A 14671-nucleotide genomic window follows, 5' to 3' on the forward strand; every position below is an offset into this window, starting at 1 on the left:
TTACATTAATTTTTTATTTTTTTTCTAATATTTGATCAGCGATGTTTTTAGGTACTTCTTCATAATGGCTAAATTGCATCGTATAAGTACCTCTTCCTTGAGTTTTCGAACGAAGGTCTGTAGCATATCCAAACATTTCAGCCAGTGGAACCATGCCTCTTATGACTTTCGCACCAGCTCTATCCATCATACCTTCAATTCTTCCACGCCTTGAGTTTATATCACCCATTACATCGCCCATATATTCCTCAGGAACAACGACTTCCACTTCCATTATAGGCTCTAAAAGAACAGCGCCACCCTTTTTCATACCTTCTTTGAAAGCCATTGAACCTGCTATCTTAAATGCCATATCAGATGAGTCGACTTCATGGTATGAACCGTCAACTAATGAAACTTTAACGTCAACAACTTCGTATCCTCCAAGGATGCCATTTTCCATTGCTTCCTGCACACCGGCATCTACTGAAGGAATGTATTCTTTTGGTATAACACCACCGACTATCTTATTTTCAAATTGATATCCTTGACCTCTCTCTAAAGGTTCCATTTCAAGCCATACATGACCATACTGACCACGTCCACCTGACTGCCTTATGAATTTTCCTTCTACGCGCACAGGTTTTGTTATGGTCTCTTTATAAGCAACTTGTGGTTTGCCGACGTTGCACTCTACATTAAATTCTCTCTTCATTCTGTCGACTATGATTTCCAAGTGCAACTCGCCCATACCGGCTATAATAGTCTGGCCTGTCTCTTGATCTGTGTACGTCTTAAATGTAGGATCTTCTTCAGCTAACTTTTGAAGAGCTACTGCCATTTTATCCTGAGCAGCTTTAGTTTTTGGCTCTATCGCAACTCTTATAACAGGTTCAGGGAACTCCATCGACTCTAATAGAATAGGCTGATTTTCATCGCACAATGTATCGCCTGTAGTTGTATCTTTCAGTCCAACTGCTGCAGCTATATCACCTGTATAAACTTTATCAATTTCCTTCCTGTGATTAGCGTGCATCTGAAGAATTCTTCCTATTCTCTCTTTCTTTCCTTTTGTGGAATTTAAAACATATGAACCTGCTTCCAAAGTTCCAGAATATACTCTGAAAAACGCAAGTTTTCCGACATAAGGATCAGCCATTATCTTAAAAGCAAGTGCTGAGAATGGTTCGTTGTCATCTGCCTTTCTCTCTATCTCCTCATCACTATTAAGCTTCATGCCTTTTACAGCAGGAATATCTATAGGAGATGGCAGATACCTTACGACAGCATCCAGCATCGGCTGAACACCTTTGTTCTTGTAAGAAGAACCGCAAGTTACACACACCAGCTCGTTGTTGATAGTTCCCTTTCTTAAAGCAGCGTGTATTTCCTCTTCTGTAATCTCTTCGCCTTCTAAGTATTTTTCCATCAAAACTTCATCTTGCTCTGAAACAGCTTCTAATAGCTTTTCTCTGTACTCTTCAGCTAAATCCTTTAAATCTGCAGGAATCTCGACTTCGTCTGATACTGTACCTAAATCATCTTCGTATATGATAGCACGCATCTTAATCAAGTCAATGATCCCAACAAACGTATCCTCTTTTCCAATAGGAAGCTGTATTGCTACAGGATTTGCGTTTAATCTTTCTTTCATCATTTTAATTACATTAAAAAAGTCCGCACCCATTATGTCCATCTTATTTACGTAAGCCAATCTTGGAACTCTGTATTTATCAGCCTGTCTCCAAACTGTCTCTGATTGTGGCTCAACGCCACCCTTTGCGCAAAAGACTGCAACTGCACCATCTAATACTCTTAAAGAGCGCTCTACCTCAACTGTAAAGTCCACGTGTCCCGGCGTATCTATTATATTTATCTTGTGATCTTTCCAATAGCATGTTGTAGCAGCAGAAGTTATCGTAATACCCCTTTCCTGCTCTTGCTCCATCCAGTCCATTGTAGCATTTCCCTCATGGACTTCACCTATTTTATGGACTTTTCCTGTATAAAACAGTATTCTTTCGGTAGTAGTAGTTTTGCCAGCATCTATATGCGCCATTATTCCAATATTCCTAACTTTATCTAAGCTGTAATCTCTAGGCATTTATATCCTCCTTTCCTGCCCATATAATACACACTACCATAACCATTATTACCATCTGTAATGTGCGAATGCTTTATTTGCTTCAGCCATTTTATGTGTATCTTCTCTTTTCTTTACGCTAGCACCTGTATTATTTGCAGCATCCATGATTTCGGCTGCTAATTTTTCAACCATTGTCCTTCCGCTTCTTTTTCTTGCAAAGTCAATGATCCATCTGATTCCAAGAGTTTGTCTCCTCTCAGGCCTTACCTCAACAGGTACTTGGTAAGTCGCACCGCCTACACGTCTCGGCTTTACTTCAAGAACAGGCATGACATTGTTCAATGCCTCTTCAAATACTTCTAATGGATCTCTACCAGTCTTTTCTCGTATTAAATCAAATGCACCGTAGCATATCTTCTGTGCTATGCCTCTCTTGCCACTGTACATTATCTTATTTATTAGCTTTGTCACTTTTTTGCTATTATATACTGGATCTGGTAGCACATCGCGTTTTGCTACATAGCCTTTTCTAGGCATTCACTATCCCTCCTATCATTTAGGTTTCTTAGCACCATATTGTGAGCGAGCTTGTTTCCTGTTTGCAACTCCAGCTGCATCAAGTGTTCCTCTTATAATTTTGTATCTAACACCAGGCAAGTCTTTTACCCTTCCACCTCTTATAAGTACTACAGAGTGCTCTTGAAGATTGTGGCCAATACCTGGTATATATGCTGTGACTTCTGTGTTATTGACAAGTCTTACCCTTGCTATTTTTCTTAAAGCAGAGTTAGGCTTCTTTGGTGTTGTAGTTTTAACAACAGTGCAAACGCCCCTCTTTTGAGGATTACCTTTTAATGCCGGGGATGCGGATTTATATTTAACTTTCTTTCTTCCTTCTCTTACTAATTGATTGATCGTCGGCATCATTCCACCTCCTTCCAATTTTTAGAAGATTTATCCCCTATTTAGGGGATAAATCTCATTGCTCTTACTTTAATTCAGCAGCAGTAGCTGCTCCAACATCAATGCCGCACATATCACCTAATTCACTCATTGTGTCTATATAAACTATTTCGATAGACTTTGAATTACAAGCATCAATGATTTTTTTAGTTACATGTTCTTCAGCATCCCGAGCAATATATACTTTAGCAGCTTTATCATTTGTAACAGCTTTAAATGTCTGCTTCGCTCCTATAACCATTTTAGAAGAACTGCTTTTACTTGAACTCATTAAGTTCTTCCTCCCTACATGGAAGTAGTTTTTAACACACTTAAATATTTTATCATTAAGGTCAATCTCTGTCAACAATAGATATTATTTTACATTCGCCTCTACATTATCACTTTCAGCGACATTTTCTTCACTTTCTGATTGACCCGCAGTCTTAACGACAATGTTTCTATACCTTGACAAACCCGTTCCTGCCGGAATCAGTTTACCAATTATGACATTTTCCTTAAGACCTATCAAAGGATCAACTTTTCCTTTTATAGCCGCATCAGTCAAAACTCTGGTTGTCTCCTGGAATGATGCAGCAGATAAGAATGAATCTGTAGCAAGTGCAGCTTTTGTAATTCCCAAAAGAGCTCTCGTCCCTGAAGCTGGCCTTAAGCCTTTCTCCACGGCTTTTCTGTTTTCTTCCTCAAAAGCAAACATGTCTACCAGTTCGCCAGGCATCATTGATGTATCTCCAGAATCTTCAATCTTAATCTTTCTCATCATTTGACGTATTATTACCTCAATGTGTTTGTCGTTTATTTCAACGCCTTGCAATCTATACACCTTTTGAACTTCCTGCAATAAATACGTCTGAACCGCAAATAATCCTTTTATCTTCAATATGTCATGCGGATTCACAGATCCTTCTGTAAGCTCGTCACCTGCTTCGATGTACTGTCCATCTTGAACTTTAAGCCTTGAACCGTAAGGTATAAGGTATGTCTTTGAAATATTATTTTCATTGTCTGTTATTACAACTTCTCTCTTCTTTTTGGTTTCATTTATCTTAACAATACCTGGTATCTCAGATATGACGGCTAATCCTTTTGGCTTTCTCGCTTCAAACAGCTCTTCAACCCTCGGTAAACCTTGTGTTATATCAGCACCAGCAACACCACCAGTATGGAAAGTCCTCATTGTAAGCTGTGTACCTGGTTCTCCTATAGCCTGCGCTGCAATTATACCGACAGCCTCGCCGATCTCAACTTGCGAACCGGTAGCCAAGTTCCTTCCATAGCACATCCTGCAGACGCCATGCTTTGATTTGCACGTCAAAAGCGATCTTATCTTAACCTTTTTGATGCCTAATTCTTCAATCTTCTCTGCATCTTCTTCGGAAATCATCGTATTTTTCTTTACTATTATTTGGCCTGTAGTAGGATCTTTTATGTCCTCCAATGATACTCTTCCGCTCAATCTATCTGCAAGCTTTTCTATTACTTCATTGCCTTCCTTAATCTCGGTTACATAAATTCCTTCATCTGTGCCGCAATCATCTTCCCTTATTATTACATCCTGGCTTACATCTACAAGCCTACGTGTTAAATAACCTGAATCGGCAGTTCTTAAAGCTGTATCAGCTAAGCCCTTTCTGGCACCATGAGTAGAAATAAAGAATTCCAACACATTGAGTCCTTCTCTGAAGTTAGACCTTATAGGAAGCTCAATTATCCTACCTGCAGGGTTTGCCATCAATCCTCTCATACCAGCTAACTGCTTTATCTGGTTTTTACTACCTCTTGCACCTGAATGAGCCATCATGAATATAGGATTGAATCTATCAAGATTAGCCATAAGAGCGTCACTTACTTTTTCTGTCGTCATGTTCCACGTTCTAATGACGCTTTCATACCTTTCTTCTTCTGAAATGAGACCGCGCCTAAACTGAGCATCTATTTTCTTAACTGCTTCGTCAGCTTCATTTAAAAGAGTCTTCTTTGCTTCAGGTATTACCATATCAGAAACGCTGACAGTCAATGCAGCTTTAGTAGAGTATTGATAGCCTAAAGCTTTTATCTTGTCTAAGGTTTCAGCAGTCTTTGTAGGCCCATGCACTCTGTACACCCTATCCAATATCTTGCCCAATTTCGACTTATCAACTAAAGTGGATACCTCCAGGTCAAACATAGTATCAGGATTTGTCCTGTCTACAAAGCCCAAATCTTGAGGAATAGCTGAATTGAATATAAGCTTTCCTATAGTTGTCTCGATGACTTTAGTCTTGATCTCGCCATTTACCTCTCTCTTCATTCTCACTTTTATCTTAGCATGAATGTTTATTTGACCTAATTGATATGCCATAAGAGCTTCTTCGTAATCTTTAAATAACCTACCTTCACCTAAGACGCCGTCTTCATCGCCTGTCAGATAGTAGCACCCTAAAACCATATCCTGAGTAGGCGTCATGACAGGCTTTCCATCCTGTGGCTTTAATATGTTGTTAGCAGCCAGCATTAAAAATCTCGCTTCTGCTTGCGCCTCTACAGTCAAAGGAACGTGGACTGCCATCTGGTCTCCATCAAAGTCAGCGTTGTAAGCCGTACATACCAAAGGATGAAGCTTTATAGCCCTGCCTTCTACTAAGACAGGTTCAAATGCCTGTATTCCTAAACGGTGTAGTGTAGGTGCTCTGTTTAAAAGAACTGGATGCTCTTTGATTACATCTTCTAATACATCCCAAACCTCTGGGCGGACCTTTTCCACCATTCTTTTAGCACTCTTTATATGTTGTGCTATTCCTTTGTCAACAAGCCTTTTCATCACAAAAGGCTTGAAAAGCTCAAGAGCCATCTCCTTAGGAAGACCGCACTGATAAAGCTTTAATTCCGGACCAACCACTATAACAGAACGGCCAGAATAGTCTACCCTCTTACCTAACAGGTTCTGCCTAAATCTTCCTTGCTTACCTTTTAACATATCAGACAAAGACTTCAGTGGTCTATTACCAGGGCCTGTAACTGGTCTTCCTCTTCTTCCATTATCAATAAGGGCATCAACGGCTTCCTGCAACATTCTCTTCTCGTTTCTGACTATGATGTCAGGAGCGCCTAAGTCAAGAAGTCTTTTTAATCTATTATTTCTATTTATGACCCTTCTATAAAGATCGTTCAAATCCGATGTTGCAAACCTTCCACCATCCAATTGAACCATTGGCCTTAAATCAGGTGGAATTACAGGTATGACGTCAAGTATCATCCATTCAGGCTTATTTCCTGAATCCAAAAATGCTTGCACAACTTCTAATCTTCTTATTGCTCTCACGCGCTTTTGACCTGTTGACTCCCTAATTTCAGCCTTTAACTCTTTTGACAACTTCTCAAGGTCAATCTCTTGTAAAAGCTCTTTTATTGATTCAGCACCCATGCCTGCTTTAAACTTGTTGCCGTATTTATCTAAATACTCTCTGTACTCTTTCTCGCTTAAAAGCTGCTTCTTAGAAAGGTTAGTCTCACCAGGATCTATTACAACGTAAGACGCAAAGTACAAAACTTTTTCAAGGGCTCTCGGCGACATGTCGAGTATCAATCCCATGCGGCTTGGTATACCCTTGAAATACCATATATGGGAAACAGGGGCAGCAAGTTCAATATGCCCCATTCTTTCACGTCTAACCTTCGACCTCGTGACTTCGACACCACATCTATCACATATAACACCTTTGTACCTTACTCTCTTGTACTTGCCGCAGTGGCATTCCCAGTCCTTCGTAGGTCCAAATATCTTTTCACAAAACAATCCTTCTCTTTCTGGCTTTAAAGTCCTGTAATTTATAGTCTCAGGTTTTTTCACTTCACCTCTCGACCATTCCCTTATCTTTTCAGGTGAAGCAAGTCCTATTTTCATCGAATCAAAATTTTTAAGCTCAAACAAGGAGTTTCGCTCCCTTCATAATAATTTTATAGATCATAATCATCATCAAAGCTGTCACTATCGCCAAAGTCTATATCGTTAGGTTCAAAGTTAAGATCGTCAAATGCATCCTTATCTTCATCAAAATCTTCGTTAAATTCTTCGCCATAATTTACTTCTGGTGGTGCATCTTCTCTGCCTTCAATATTAATGTTTATCGTATCTTCTGAGATGTCATCATCGTCGTCATCTTCAAATTCTTTCAGTGCTACTTCTTGATTATCCTCCGTCAACACTTTAACATCAAGGCAAAGACTTTGCAGCTCTTTGACAAGAACCTTAAATGACTCTGGAACACCTGGTTCTGGTATATTTTCACCTTTGACTATAGATTCGTATGTTTTCACACGTCCCGTTATATCATCAGACTTAACTGTAAGTATCTCTTGCAATGTGTGAGCAGCACCATATGCTTCAAGGGCCCATACTTCCATCTCACCAAATCTCTGACCACCAAACTGTGCTTTACCGCCAAGTGGCTGCTGTGTAACAAGAGAATATGGTCCTGTAGATCTGGCATGCATTTTATCGTCAACAAGATGATGCAACTTAAGCATGTACATATATCCAACAGTAACTGGATGATCAAAAGGTTCACCTGTTCTTCCATCGTAAAGTTGTATCTTTCCATCTGGCGAGAATCCCGCTTTTTCAAGCAGCTCTTGTATGTCTTCCTCATGTGCACCATCAAATACCGGTGTAGCCATGTACCACCCTAACGCTTTTGCTGCCAGTCCCAAGTGTACTTCCAAAACCTGACCGATATTCATACGGGAAGGAACGCCAAGAGGATTCAAACAAATCTGAAGTGGTGTGCCATCCGGTAAAAATGGCATATCCTCAACGGGAAGTATCCTTGAAACGACACCTTTGTTTCCGTGCCTACCTGCCATCTTATCGCCAACAGATATCTTTCTCTTCTGTGCGATAAAAACTCTCACCATCTCATTTACTCCTGGAGGCAGTTCATCACCATTTTCTCTCGTGTACACTTTAACATCTACAACTATACCGCCTTCACCATGTGGAACTCTTAAAGAAGTATCTCTGACTTCCCTTGCTTTCTCTCCAAATATGGCTCTTAATAGTCTTTCTTCTGCAGTGAGCTCTGTTTCACCTTTTGGAGTCACTTTTCCGACGAGAATGTCTCCAGCCGTAACCTCTGCACCGATGCGTATGATTCCCCTCTCGTCTAAATCCTTTAATGCTTCTTCGCCAACATTAGGAATATCCCTTGTTATTTCTTCAGGTCCTAATTTTGTGTCTCTGGCTTCTGATTCGTATTCCTCAATATGGATAGATGTAAGAGCATCTTCTTTTACAAGTTCTTCGCTAATTAAAATAGCATCTTCGTAATTGTAACCTTCCCAAGGCATAAATCCAACCAATACATTTCGTCCAAGTGCAATTTCACCCAACTCTGTAGAAGGTCCATCGCTTATAACCTGTCCTTTTTCAACGCGATCACCTTCATTTACTATTGGTCTACAATTTATGCAAGTCCCCTGGTTTGACCTCTTAAATTTAAGAAGTTCATACTCGTCTCGTCTTCCATCATCTGTTTTTATGACTATTTTATCTGCTGTAACTCTTTCTACTATTCCACTGTTTCTTGCAATATTTACAACACCTGAATCCCTGGCAGCTTTGTACTCAATGCCAGTTCCAACGATAGGCGCCTGCGGAACAAGAAGCGGAACAGCCTGTCTCTGCATGTTTGACCCCATTAGAGCCCTGTTTGCATCGTCATTTTCCAAAAAAGGAATCATTGCAGTAGCGACAGAAACCACCTGTTTCGGGGAAACATCCATAAAATCCACTTCTTCTCTGGGCACTGACAAAATGTCGTCTTTTGAACGAACTGTAACTCTCTCATTTATAAATCTATTTTCTTCATCAAGAGGCTCATCTGCTTGAGCGATCACATACTCATCTTCTACATCTGCAGTCATATACACAATCTCATTGAGAACCTTACCTGTCGATTTATCTACTTTTCTATAAGGAGCTTCAATAAACCCATACTCATTAATCCTTGCATATGTAGCAAGAGAACCTATAAGTCCTATGTTTGGTCCTTCAGGAGTTTCTATAGGACACATCCTGCTGTAATGCGTGTGGTGGACATCCCTAACTTCCATTCCGGCTCTTTCTCTGCTTAGTCCTCCAGGACCTAATGCGCTTAATCTTCTCTTGTGAGTCAGCTCTGCAAGGGGGTTTGTCTGATCCATAAACTGTGAAAGCTGTGAACTTCCAAAAAACTCCTTAATTGCAGCCACAACAGGCCTAATATTTATCAAGTTTTGAGCAGTAATTTCGCTGACATCCTGTATAGTCATTCTTTCCCTAACTACTCTTTCCATCCTTGATAGACCTATTCTAAACTGGTTTTGAAGTAATTCGCCAACTGATCTAAGTCTTCTATTCCCAAGGTGATCAATATCATCAACAAACCCAATGCCATAGGAAAGATTTAAATTGTAATTTACAGAAGCAATTATGTCATCTTTAGTGATATGTTTAGGTATTAATTCATCCAGTCGTCTTCTTATCTCATTTTTTATCTCATCTTCGCTTGAAAAATTATCCAGGATTTCCTTCAAGACAGTCAAATGAACTTTCTCTTTTATTTTAAGATCTGAAACATCAAAAGAAAGCGGATATTCATTAATATCAACAGTATTATTGCCAATTATCTTCACTGGTCTTCCTTCAACAAGCACTTCAACTTCATTTATGCCACAATCCTGGATTTTTTTAGCAGTCTCTCTCGATATTCTTTGTCCTTCCTCAACAATGATTTCACCCGTCAGTGGATTAACTATCTTTGTAGCAGCCTTTTGATTCGTTAACCTTGAACTTAGTGCAAGCTTTTTATTAAATTTATAACGACCAACATGCGCCAGATCGTATCTTTTTGGATCAAAGAATAAAGAGTACAACAAACTTTTAGCGCTTTCAACTGTAGGTGGCTCACCAGGCCTCAATCTTTTATATACCTCAAGCAAACCTTCTTCTTCAGATTTCGTAGTATCTTTATCAAGCGTTGCTTTTATCCTTTCATCTTCTCCAAAAAGTTCCAATATCTGTGCATCCGTCCCATAACCTAAAGCCCTTAGAAAAACGGTAATTGGAACTTTTCTGGTCCTATCAATTCTAACAGAAAAGATATCATTTGAATCTTCTTCATACTCCAGCCATGCACCTCTATTTGGTATAACAGTTGCAAAAAATAGCTTTTTCCCTAATTTATCAAACTGTTGTTCGTAATATACTCCTGGCGATCTCACCAACTGACTGACGATGACACGCTCTGCTCCATTTATTATGAAAGTGCCTTTGTCAGTCATTAAAGGAAAATCACCCATAAAAACCTCTGATTCCTTGATTTCACCGGTATCGCGATTAGTCAATCTTACCTTTACTTTCATAGGAGCCGCATAAGTAGTATCCCTATCTTTGCATTCTTCTACAGAGTACTTAGGATTGTCATCAAGCTTGTAGTCTAAAAATTCTAAAGACAAATTGCCGGTAAAACTCTCAATTGGAGAAATGTCTCGGAAAACTTCCCTTAAGCCTTCTTCCAAAAACCACTTATAGGAATTTTTTTGAACTTCGATCAAATTAGGCATATCCAAGACTTCTTCAATCCTTGCAAAGCTCATGCGCTTCTTGTAGCCGGCATCAACAGGATGTAACATCCACTTCACCCCTTATAAATTTAAAATAACCAAAAGAGAAAGCTTTTGGATAATATACAGAAAGACATAATTATTATTTACCAGAATACATACAAATATTCTATTATTTACATGTAATAAAAAATTTTCTTGTCGTCTTTTAATTTATGTAATAAATGACACTGTTAATGCAATATATAATATTACCACAATGGCAAAAGCATGTCAATAAGAGATATTCAATTAAAAGAAAAAAAGCACTCTTAACGAATGCTTTTTTCCCTAAAAATACACTTATTTTAATTATTTTATTTCTACTTTTGCTCCAACTTCTTCGAATTTTGCCTTTATTTGATTTGCTTCATCTTTGCTTACGCCTTCTTTAATTGGCTTTGGAGCACCTTCTACAAGGTCTTTTGCTTCTTTTAAGCCAAGATTTGTAACCTCTCTAACAACTTTTATTACCTTTATTTTTTCTGAACCTACATCTGACAATATAACATCAAATTCAGTCTTCTCCTCAGCAGGTGCTGCTGCTGCTCCTGCTGCAGGTGCTGCTGCTACAGCAACAGGTGCTGCTGCTGAAACTCCAAACTCTTCTTCCAAAGCTTTTACTAGATCAGCTAATTCCAAAACTGTCATACTTTTTATGGCTTCTAAGATTTCTTCCTTATTCATTACATATACCTCCATTTTTTTATTTTATTGTGTTATTGTGCTTCTTTTTTCTCTTTAACAGCATTTATAGCTATTACAAGACTTCTCAATGTACCAGACAATACGTACACAAGGTTGTTTATAGGCGCCTTCATGCTGCCAAGTGCTTTTGCGATAAGTTCTTCTTTCGACGGCAATTCGGACAGCGCTTTTATTTCATCTGGTCCTACTATCTTGCCATCCACAATACCTGCTTTTAATTCCAAGCCTTTACTGTTCTTCAAAAATTCCACCAGAATTTTAGCAGGTGTAACAGGGTCATCGTACCCGAAAGAAACTGATGTTGGTCCTTCTAAGTACTTTTTCAAATCAGTGTAACCCAGTTCCTGTGCCGCACGCCACATCAAAGTATTTTTGTATACTTTATATTCAGCGTTGGCTTCTTTAAACTTTCTCCTTAAAGCAGTATCGTCCTCAACTGTCAATCCACTGTAGCTGGTAAATATGACGGATTGTGCTCTTTCCAGTTTATCCTTAAACTCACTAACGACTTTTTCCTTAGCTTCCCTCGCTGTGCTCAAACTTACACCTCCCGTCTTAAATATTAAAAGGATCCACCGTAGACATGAGGATCCTTCTTTGCTTTATCAAAAACCTCGGTAGGATTTATGTGTTGCCACACCTACTGTCTACGGTAAGTTTTCAATTTTACTTTAAGAGTATATCACTATTATGGTTTTATGTCAACAGCTATTACACGATTCTTTGCGGATTAACCTTGATTCCAGGTCCCATCGTCGATGAGAGGACAACGCTTCTCAAATATTGTCCTTTTGCTGCTGCAGGTTTAGATCTTATTATAGCATCCATTATCGTCTTGAAATTCTCAACCAATTTCTCTTGTCCGAAAGAAACTTTTCCAATAGGTACATGGATTATTGAATTTTTGTCAACTCTGTACTCAATTTTACCAGCTTTCACGTCTTTTACTGCCTTCTCAATGTCAAATGTGACTGTACCAGCCTTTGGGTTTGGCATTAAGCCTTTTGGTCCTAAGACCTTACCAAGTCTACCTACTACACCCATCATGTCTGGTGTAGCTATAACAACATCGTAGTCAAACCAGTTTTCATTTTGAATTTTTGCGACTAATTCTTCAGCTCCAACATATTCAGCACCAGCAGCTTCAGCCTCTTTTGCTTTATCGCCTTTTGCAAAAACCAAAACTCGAACCGTCTTGCCTGTCCCGTGAGGAAGTATTACAGTTCCTCTGACCTGCTGATCTGCATGTCTTGGATCAACACCAAGCCTTACCGAAAGATCAACGGTCTCATCAAATTTTGCCTTTGCAGTCTTCAAAACCAAATCGACAGCTTCATTTGCATCATACAATCTTGTCTTATCTATTAATTTCACACTATCTAAATACTTCTTACCATGTTTCATGTTATTTTTTACCTCCTTGTGGTATTTTTCGGACACAAGTCCTCCCACTTAACAACTACTACTCAATTTCAATGCCCATGCTTCTTGCAGTACCAGCTATCATTCTCATAGCCGCCTCAATATCTGATGCATTTAAGTCTTTCATCTTCAGTTCTGCTATTTCTCTTACTTTATCCTTTGAAATCTTTGCGACTTTCTGCTTGTTAGGCTGTGGTGAACCACTTTCAATACCAGCAGCCTTCTTTAAAAGCACAGCCGCAGGTGGTGTCTTTGTGATGAATGAAAATGACCTATCTGCATATATGGTAATAACTACAGGAATGATCAAACCAGCTTGTTTTGCCGTCTTTTCATTAAACTCCTTGCAAAAACCCATTATATTGACACCATGTGGTCCAAGAGCTGTACCTACTGGTGGAGCTGGTGTAGCCTTTCCTGCAGGTAACTGTATCTTGACAACTGCAGCAACTTTTTTAGCCATGTTTACACCTCCTAATTCATGTCATCTATTGAATTTTTTGAATCTGGACAAAGTCAAATTCCACTGGGGTTTCTCTGCCAAACATCGAAATCAAAACTTTAGCCTTTTGTCTGTCAAGGTAAATCTCTTCAACAACACCGATGAAATTCTCAAGTGGTCCGGCAATAACCCTAACACTATCGCCTACTTTTATATCTACTGACGTCTGTATCTCCTTAATGCCTAAGCTTCTCACTTCCGCTTCAGTAAGTGGTACAGGTTTAGATCCAGGCCCAACAAAGCCAGTTACGCCTCTGGTATTTCTTACCACATACCATGATTCATCATTCATTACCATCTTCACCAGTACGTATCCTGGAAATACCTTTCTGTCAACAGACTTCTTTTTGCCGTCTTTTATCTCTACCACTTTTTCAGTCGGAACTACGACTTGATGTATTAAATTTTGAAGATTTCTATTTTCAACAGACTTTTCCAGATTCGCCTTAACCTTATTTTCATATCCGGAATAAGTATGGACTACATACCATTTAGCTGAATTTGTTTCAGACATCATCGATTTGGGGATAAACCCCATCCTCCTTTAACTTTTTATAATTAATTTCAGTAGATAGCTAAAGGCCGAGTCTGCAAGGAATATCAACAATGTAAATGCTATTACCACAACCAGTACAACTTCTGTATATGCAATCAAATTGTCTCTTGTTGGCCACGTAACTTTCTTCATCTCGGCTTTTATTTCCCTAAAAAACTTCCCGACTTTTCTCCTTTCATCGGCAGCCATCGAATCACATCCCTTTATAACTTGTATTTTACCTTGTCTCTTTATGCAATGTATGTTTTCTGCAGAACCTACAGTATTTCATAAGCTCTATCCTATCAGGATCGTTCTTCTTGTTTTTAGTAGTATTATAGTTTCTCTGCTTACATTCCGTGCAAGCTAATGTAATCTTAACCCGCAACAATTCCACCTCCCGGAATTTAAAACTACTTTTAAAACTTTATCATAAATATTAATTTATGTCAATCTAAATGTATAGACTCAAAAAAAGCCAGGTAAAATACCCAGCCCTTTTTATGACAGAATCTTGGAAACAACACCGGCTCCTACTGTGTGTCCGCCTTCTCTTATAGCAAATTTTAGTCCTTCTTCCATTGCTATCGGTGTTATTAATTCTATTGTCATCGTTACGTGGTCTCCGGGCATTACCATCTCTACGCCCTCTGGTAATTCTATTACTCCTGTTACGTCTGTCGTCCTGAAGTAGAACTGTGGTCTGTATCCGTTGAAGAATGGTGTGTGTCTTCCGCCTTCTTCTTTTGTTAACACGTATACTTGTCCTTCAAATTTCGTGTGCGGTTTTACTGACCCTGGTTTCGCTAAGACTTGTCCTCTTTCTACTTCGTCTCTTGTTACTCCTCTTAACAAC

14 protein-coding genes and 1 other annotated feature are annotated in these 14671 nt (G+C 39.1%); all 14 genes read right to left on the reverse strand.

Features of this window, described 5'->3' with window-relative positions; all coding sequences use genetic code 11:
• Positions 1-13: 13 nt before the first annotated feature.
• Positions 14-2083 (reverse strand): elongation factor G, encoded by a 2070-nt coding sequence (fusA, locus tag BVF91_RS12530; RefSeq protein ID WP_085113705.1) that lies wholly within the window; start codon positions 2081-2083, stop codon positions 14-16.
• Positions 2084-2131: 48 nt separating this feature from the next.
• The gene (gene rpsG, locus BVF91_RS12535; RefSeq protein ID WP_014757920.1) at positions 2132-2602 is read right to left on the reverse strand and encodes a 30S ribosomal protein S7; all 471 of its coding nucleotides are present in this window, start codon (positions 2600-2602) and stop codon (positions 2132-2134) included.
• Positions 2603-2617: 15 nt separating this feature from the next.
• Entirely contained in the window at positions 2618-2989 is a 372-nt protein-coding gene (gene rpsL / locus BVF91_RS12540) for a 30S ribosomal protein S12 (RefSeq protein WP_013787145.1), read from the reverse strand.
• 64 nt (positions 2990-3053) lie between these two features.
• On the reverse strand, positions 3054-3299 hold the full coding sequence (locus BVF91_RS12545) for a ribosomal L7Ae/L30e/S12e/Gadd45 family protein (protein WP_013787144.1): 246 nt from the start codon (positions 3297-3299) through the stop codon (positions 3054-3056).
• Between the two features lie 84 nt (positions 3300-3383).
• Complete coding sequence (gene rpoC / locus BVF91_RS12550; protein ID WP_085113706.1) at positions 3384-6938, reverse strand: DNA-directed RNA polymerase subunit beta'; 3555 nt, start codon at positions 6936-6938, stop codon at positions 3384-3386.
• Positions 6939-6964: 26 nt separating this feature from the next.
• Positions 6965-10678 (reverse strand): DNA-directed RNA polymerase subunit beta, encoded by a 3714-nt coding sequence (gene rpoB / locus BVF91_RS12555; RefSeq protein WP_085113707.1) that lies wholly within the window; start codon positions 10676-10678, stop codon positions 6965-6967.
• 282 nt (positions 10679-10960) lie between these two features.
• On the reverse strand, positions 10961-11335 hold the full coding sequence (gene rplL / locus BVF91_RS12560; RefSeq protein ID WP_085113708.1) for a 50S ribosomal protein L7/L12: 375 nt from the start codon (positions 11333-11335) through the stop codon (positions 10961-10963).
• Between the two features lie 32 nt (positions 11336-11367).
• Positions 11368-11895: a 50S ribosomal protein L10 gene (gene rplJ, locus BVF91_RS12565; RefSeq protein WP_085113709.1), complete on the reverse strand. Its 528-nt coding sequence runs from the start codon at positions 11893-11895 to the stop codon at positions 11368-11370.
• Between the two features lie 14 nt (positions 11896-11909).
• Positions 11910-12027 (reverse strand) — a sequence feature (ribosomal protein L10 leader region).
• Positions 12028-12067: 40 nt separating this feature from the next.
• Positions 12068-12760, reverse strand: a complete 693-nt coding sequence (gene rplA, locus BVF91_RS12570) for a 50S ribosomal protein L1 (RefSeq protein WP_041592050.1) — start codon at positions 12758-12760, stop codon at positions 12068-12070.
• A 58-nt stretch (positions 12761-12818) separates the two neighbouring features.
• Positions 12819-13241 carry a 50S ribosomal protein L11 gene (gene rplK / locus BVF91_RS12575; protein WP_085113710.1) on the reverse strand — a complete coding sequence of 141 codons (423 nt, stop codon included), beginning with the start codon at positions 13239-13241 and terminating at the stop codon, positions 12819-12821.
• Positions 13242-13266: 25 nt separating this feature from the next.
• Entirely contained in the window at positions 13267-13794 is a 528-nt protein-coding gene (nusG, locus tag BVF91_RS12580) for a transcription termination/antitermination protein NusG (protein ID WP_014757914.1), read from the reverse strand.
• Between the two features lie 30 nt (positions 13795-13824).
• On the reverse strand, positions 13825-14025 hold the full coding sequence (secE, locus tag BVF91_RS12585; protein ID WP_013787136.1) for a preprotein translocase subunit SecE: 201 nt from the start codon (positions 14023-14025) through the stop codon (positions 13825-13827).
• A gap of 28 nt (positions 14026-14053) precedes the next feature.
• Positions 14054-14203 (reverse strand): 50S ribosomal protein L33, encoded by a 150-nt coding sequence (rpmG, locus tag BVF91_RS12590; RefSeq protein ID WP_013296962.1) that lies wholly within the window; start codon positions 14201-14203, stop codon positions 14054-14056.
• Between the two features lie 113 nt (positions 14204-14316).
• Positions 14317-14671: EF-Tu C-terminal domain-related protein (locus BVF91_RS12595; protein ID WP_502688665.1), on the reverse strand; the 355-nt coding region annotated here is incomplete at its 5' end.

The sequence above is a fragment of the Thermoanaerobacterium sp. PSU-2 genome (assembly GCF_002102475.1).
Lineage (GTDB): Bacteria > Bacillota > Thermoanaerobacteria > Thermoanaerobacterales > Thermoanaerobacteraceae > Thermoanaerobacterium.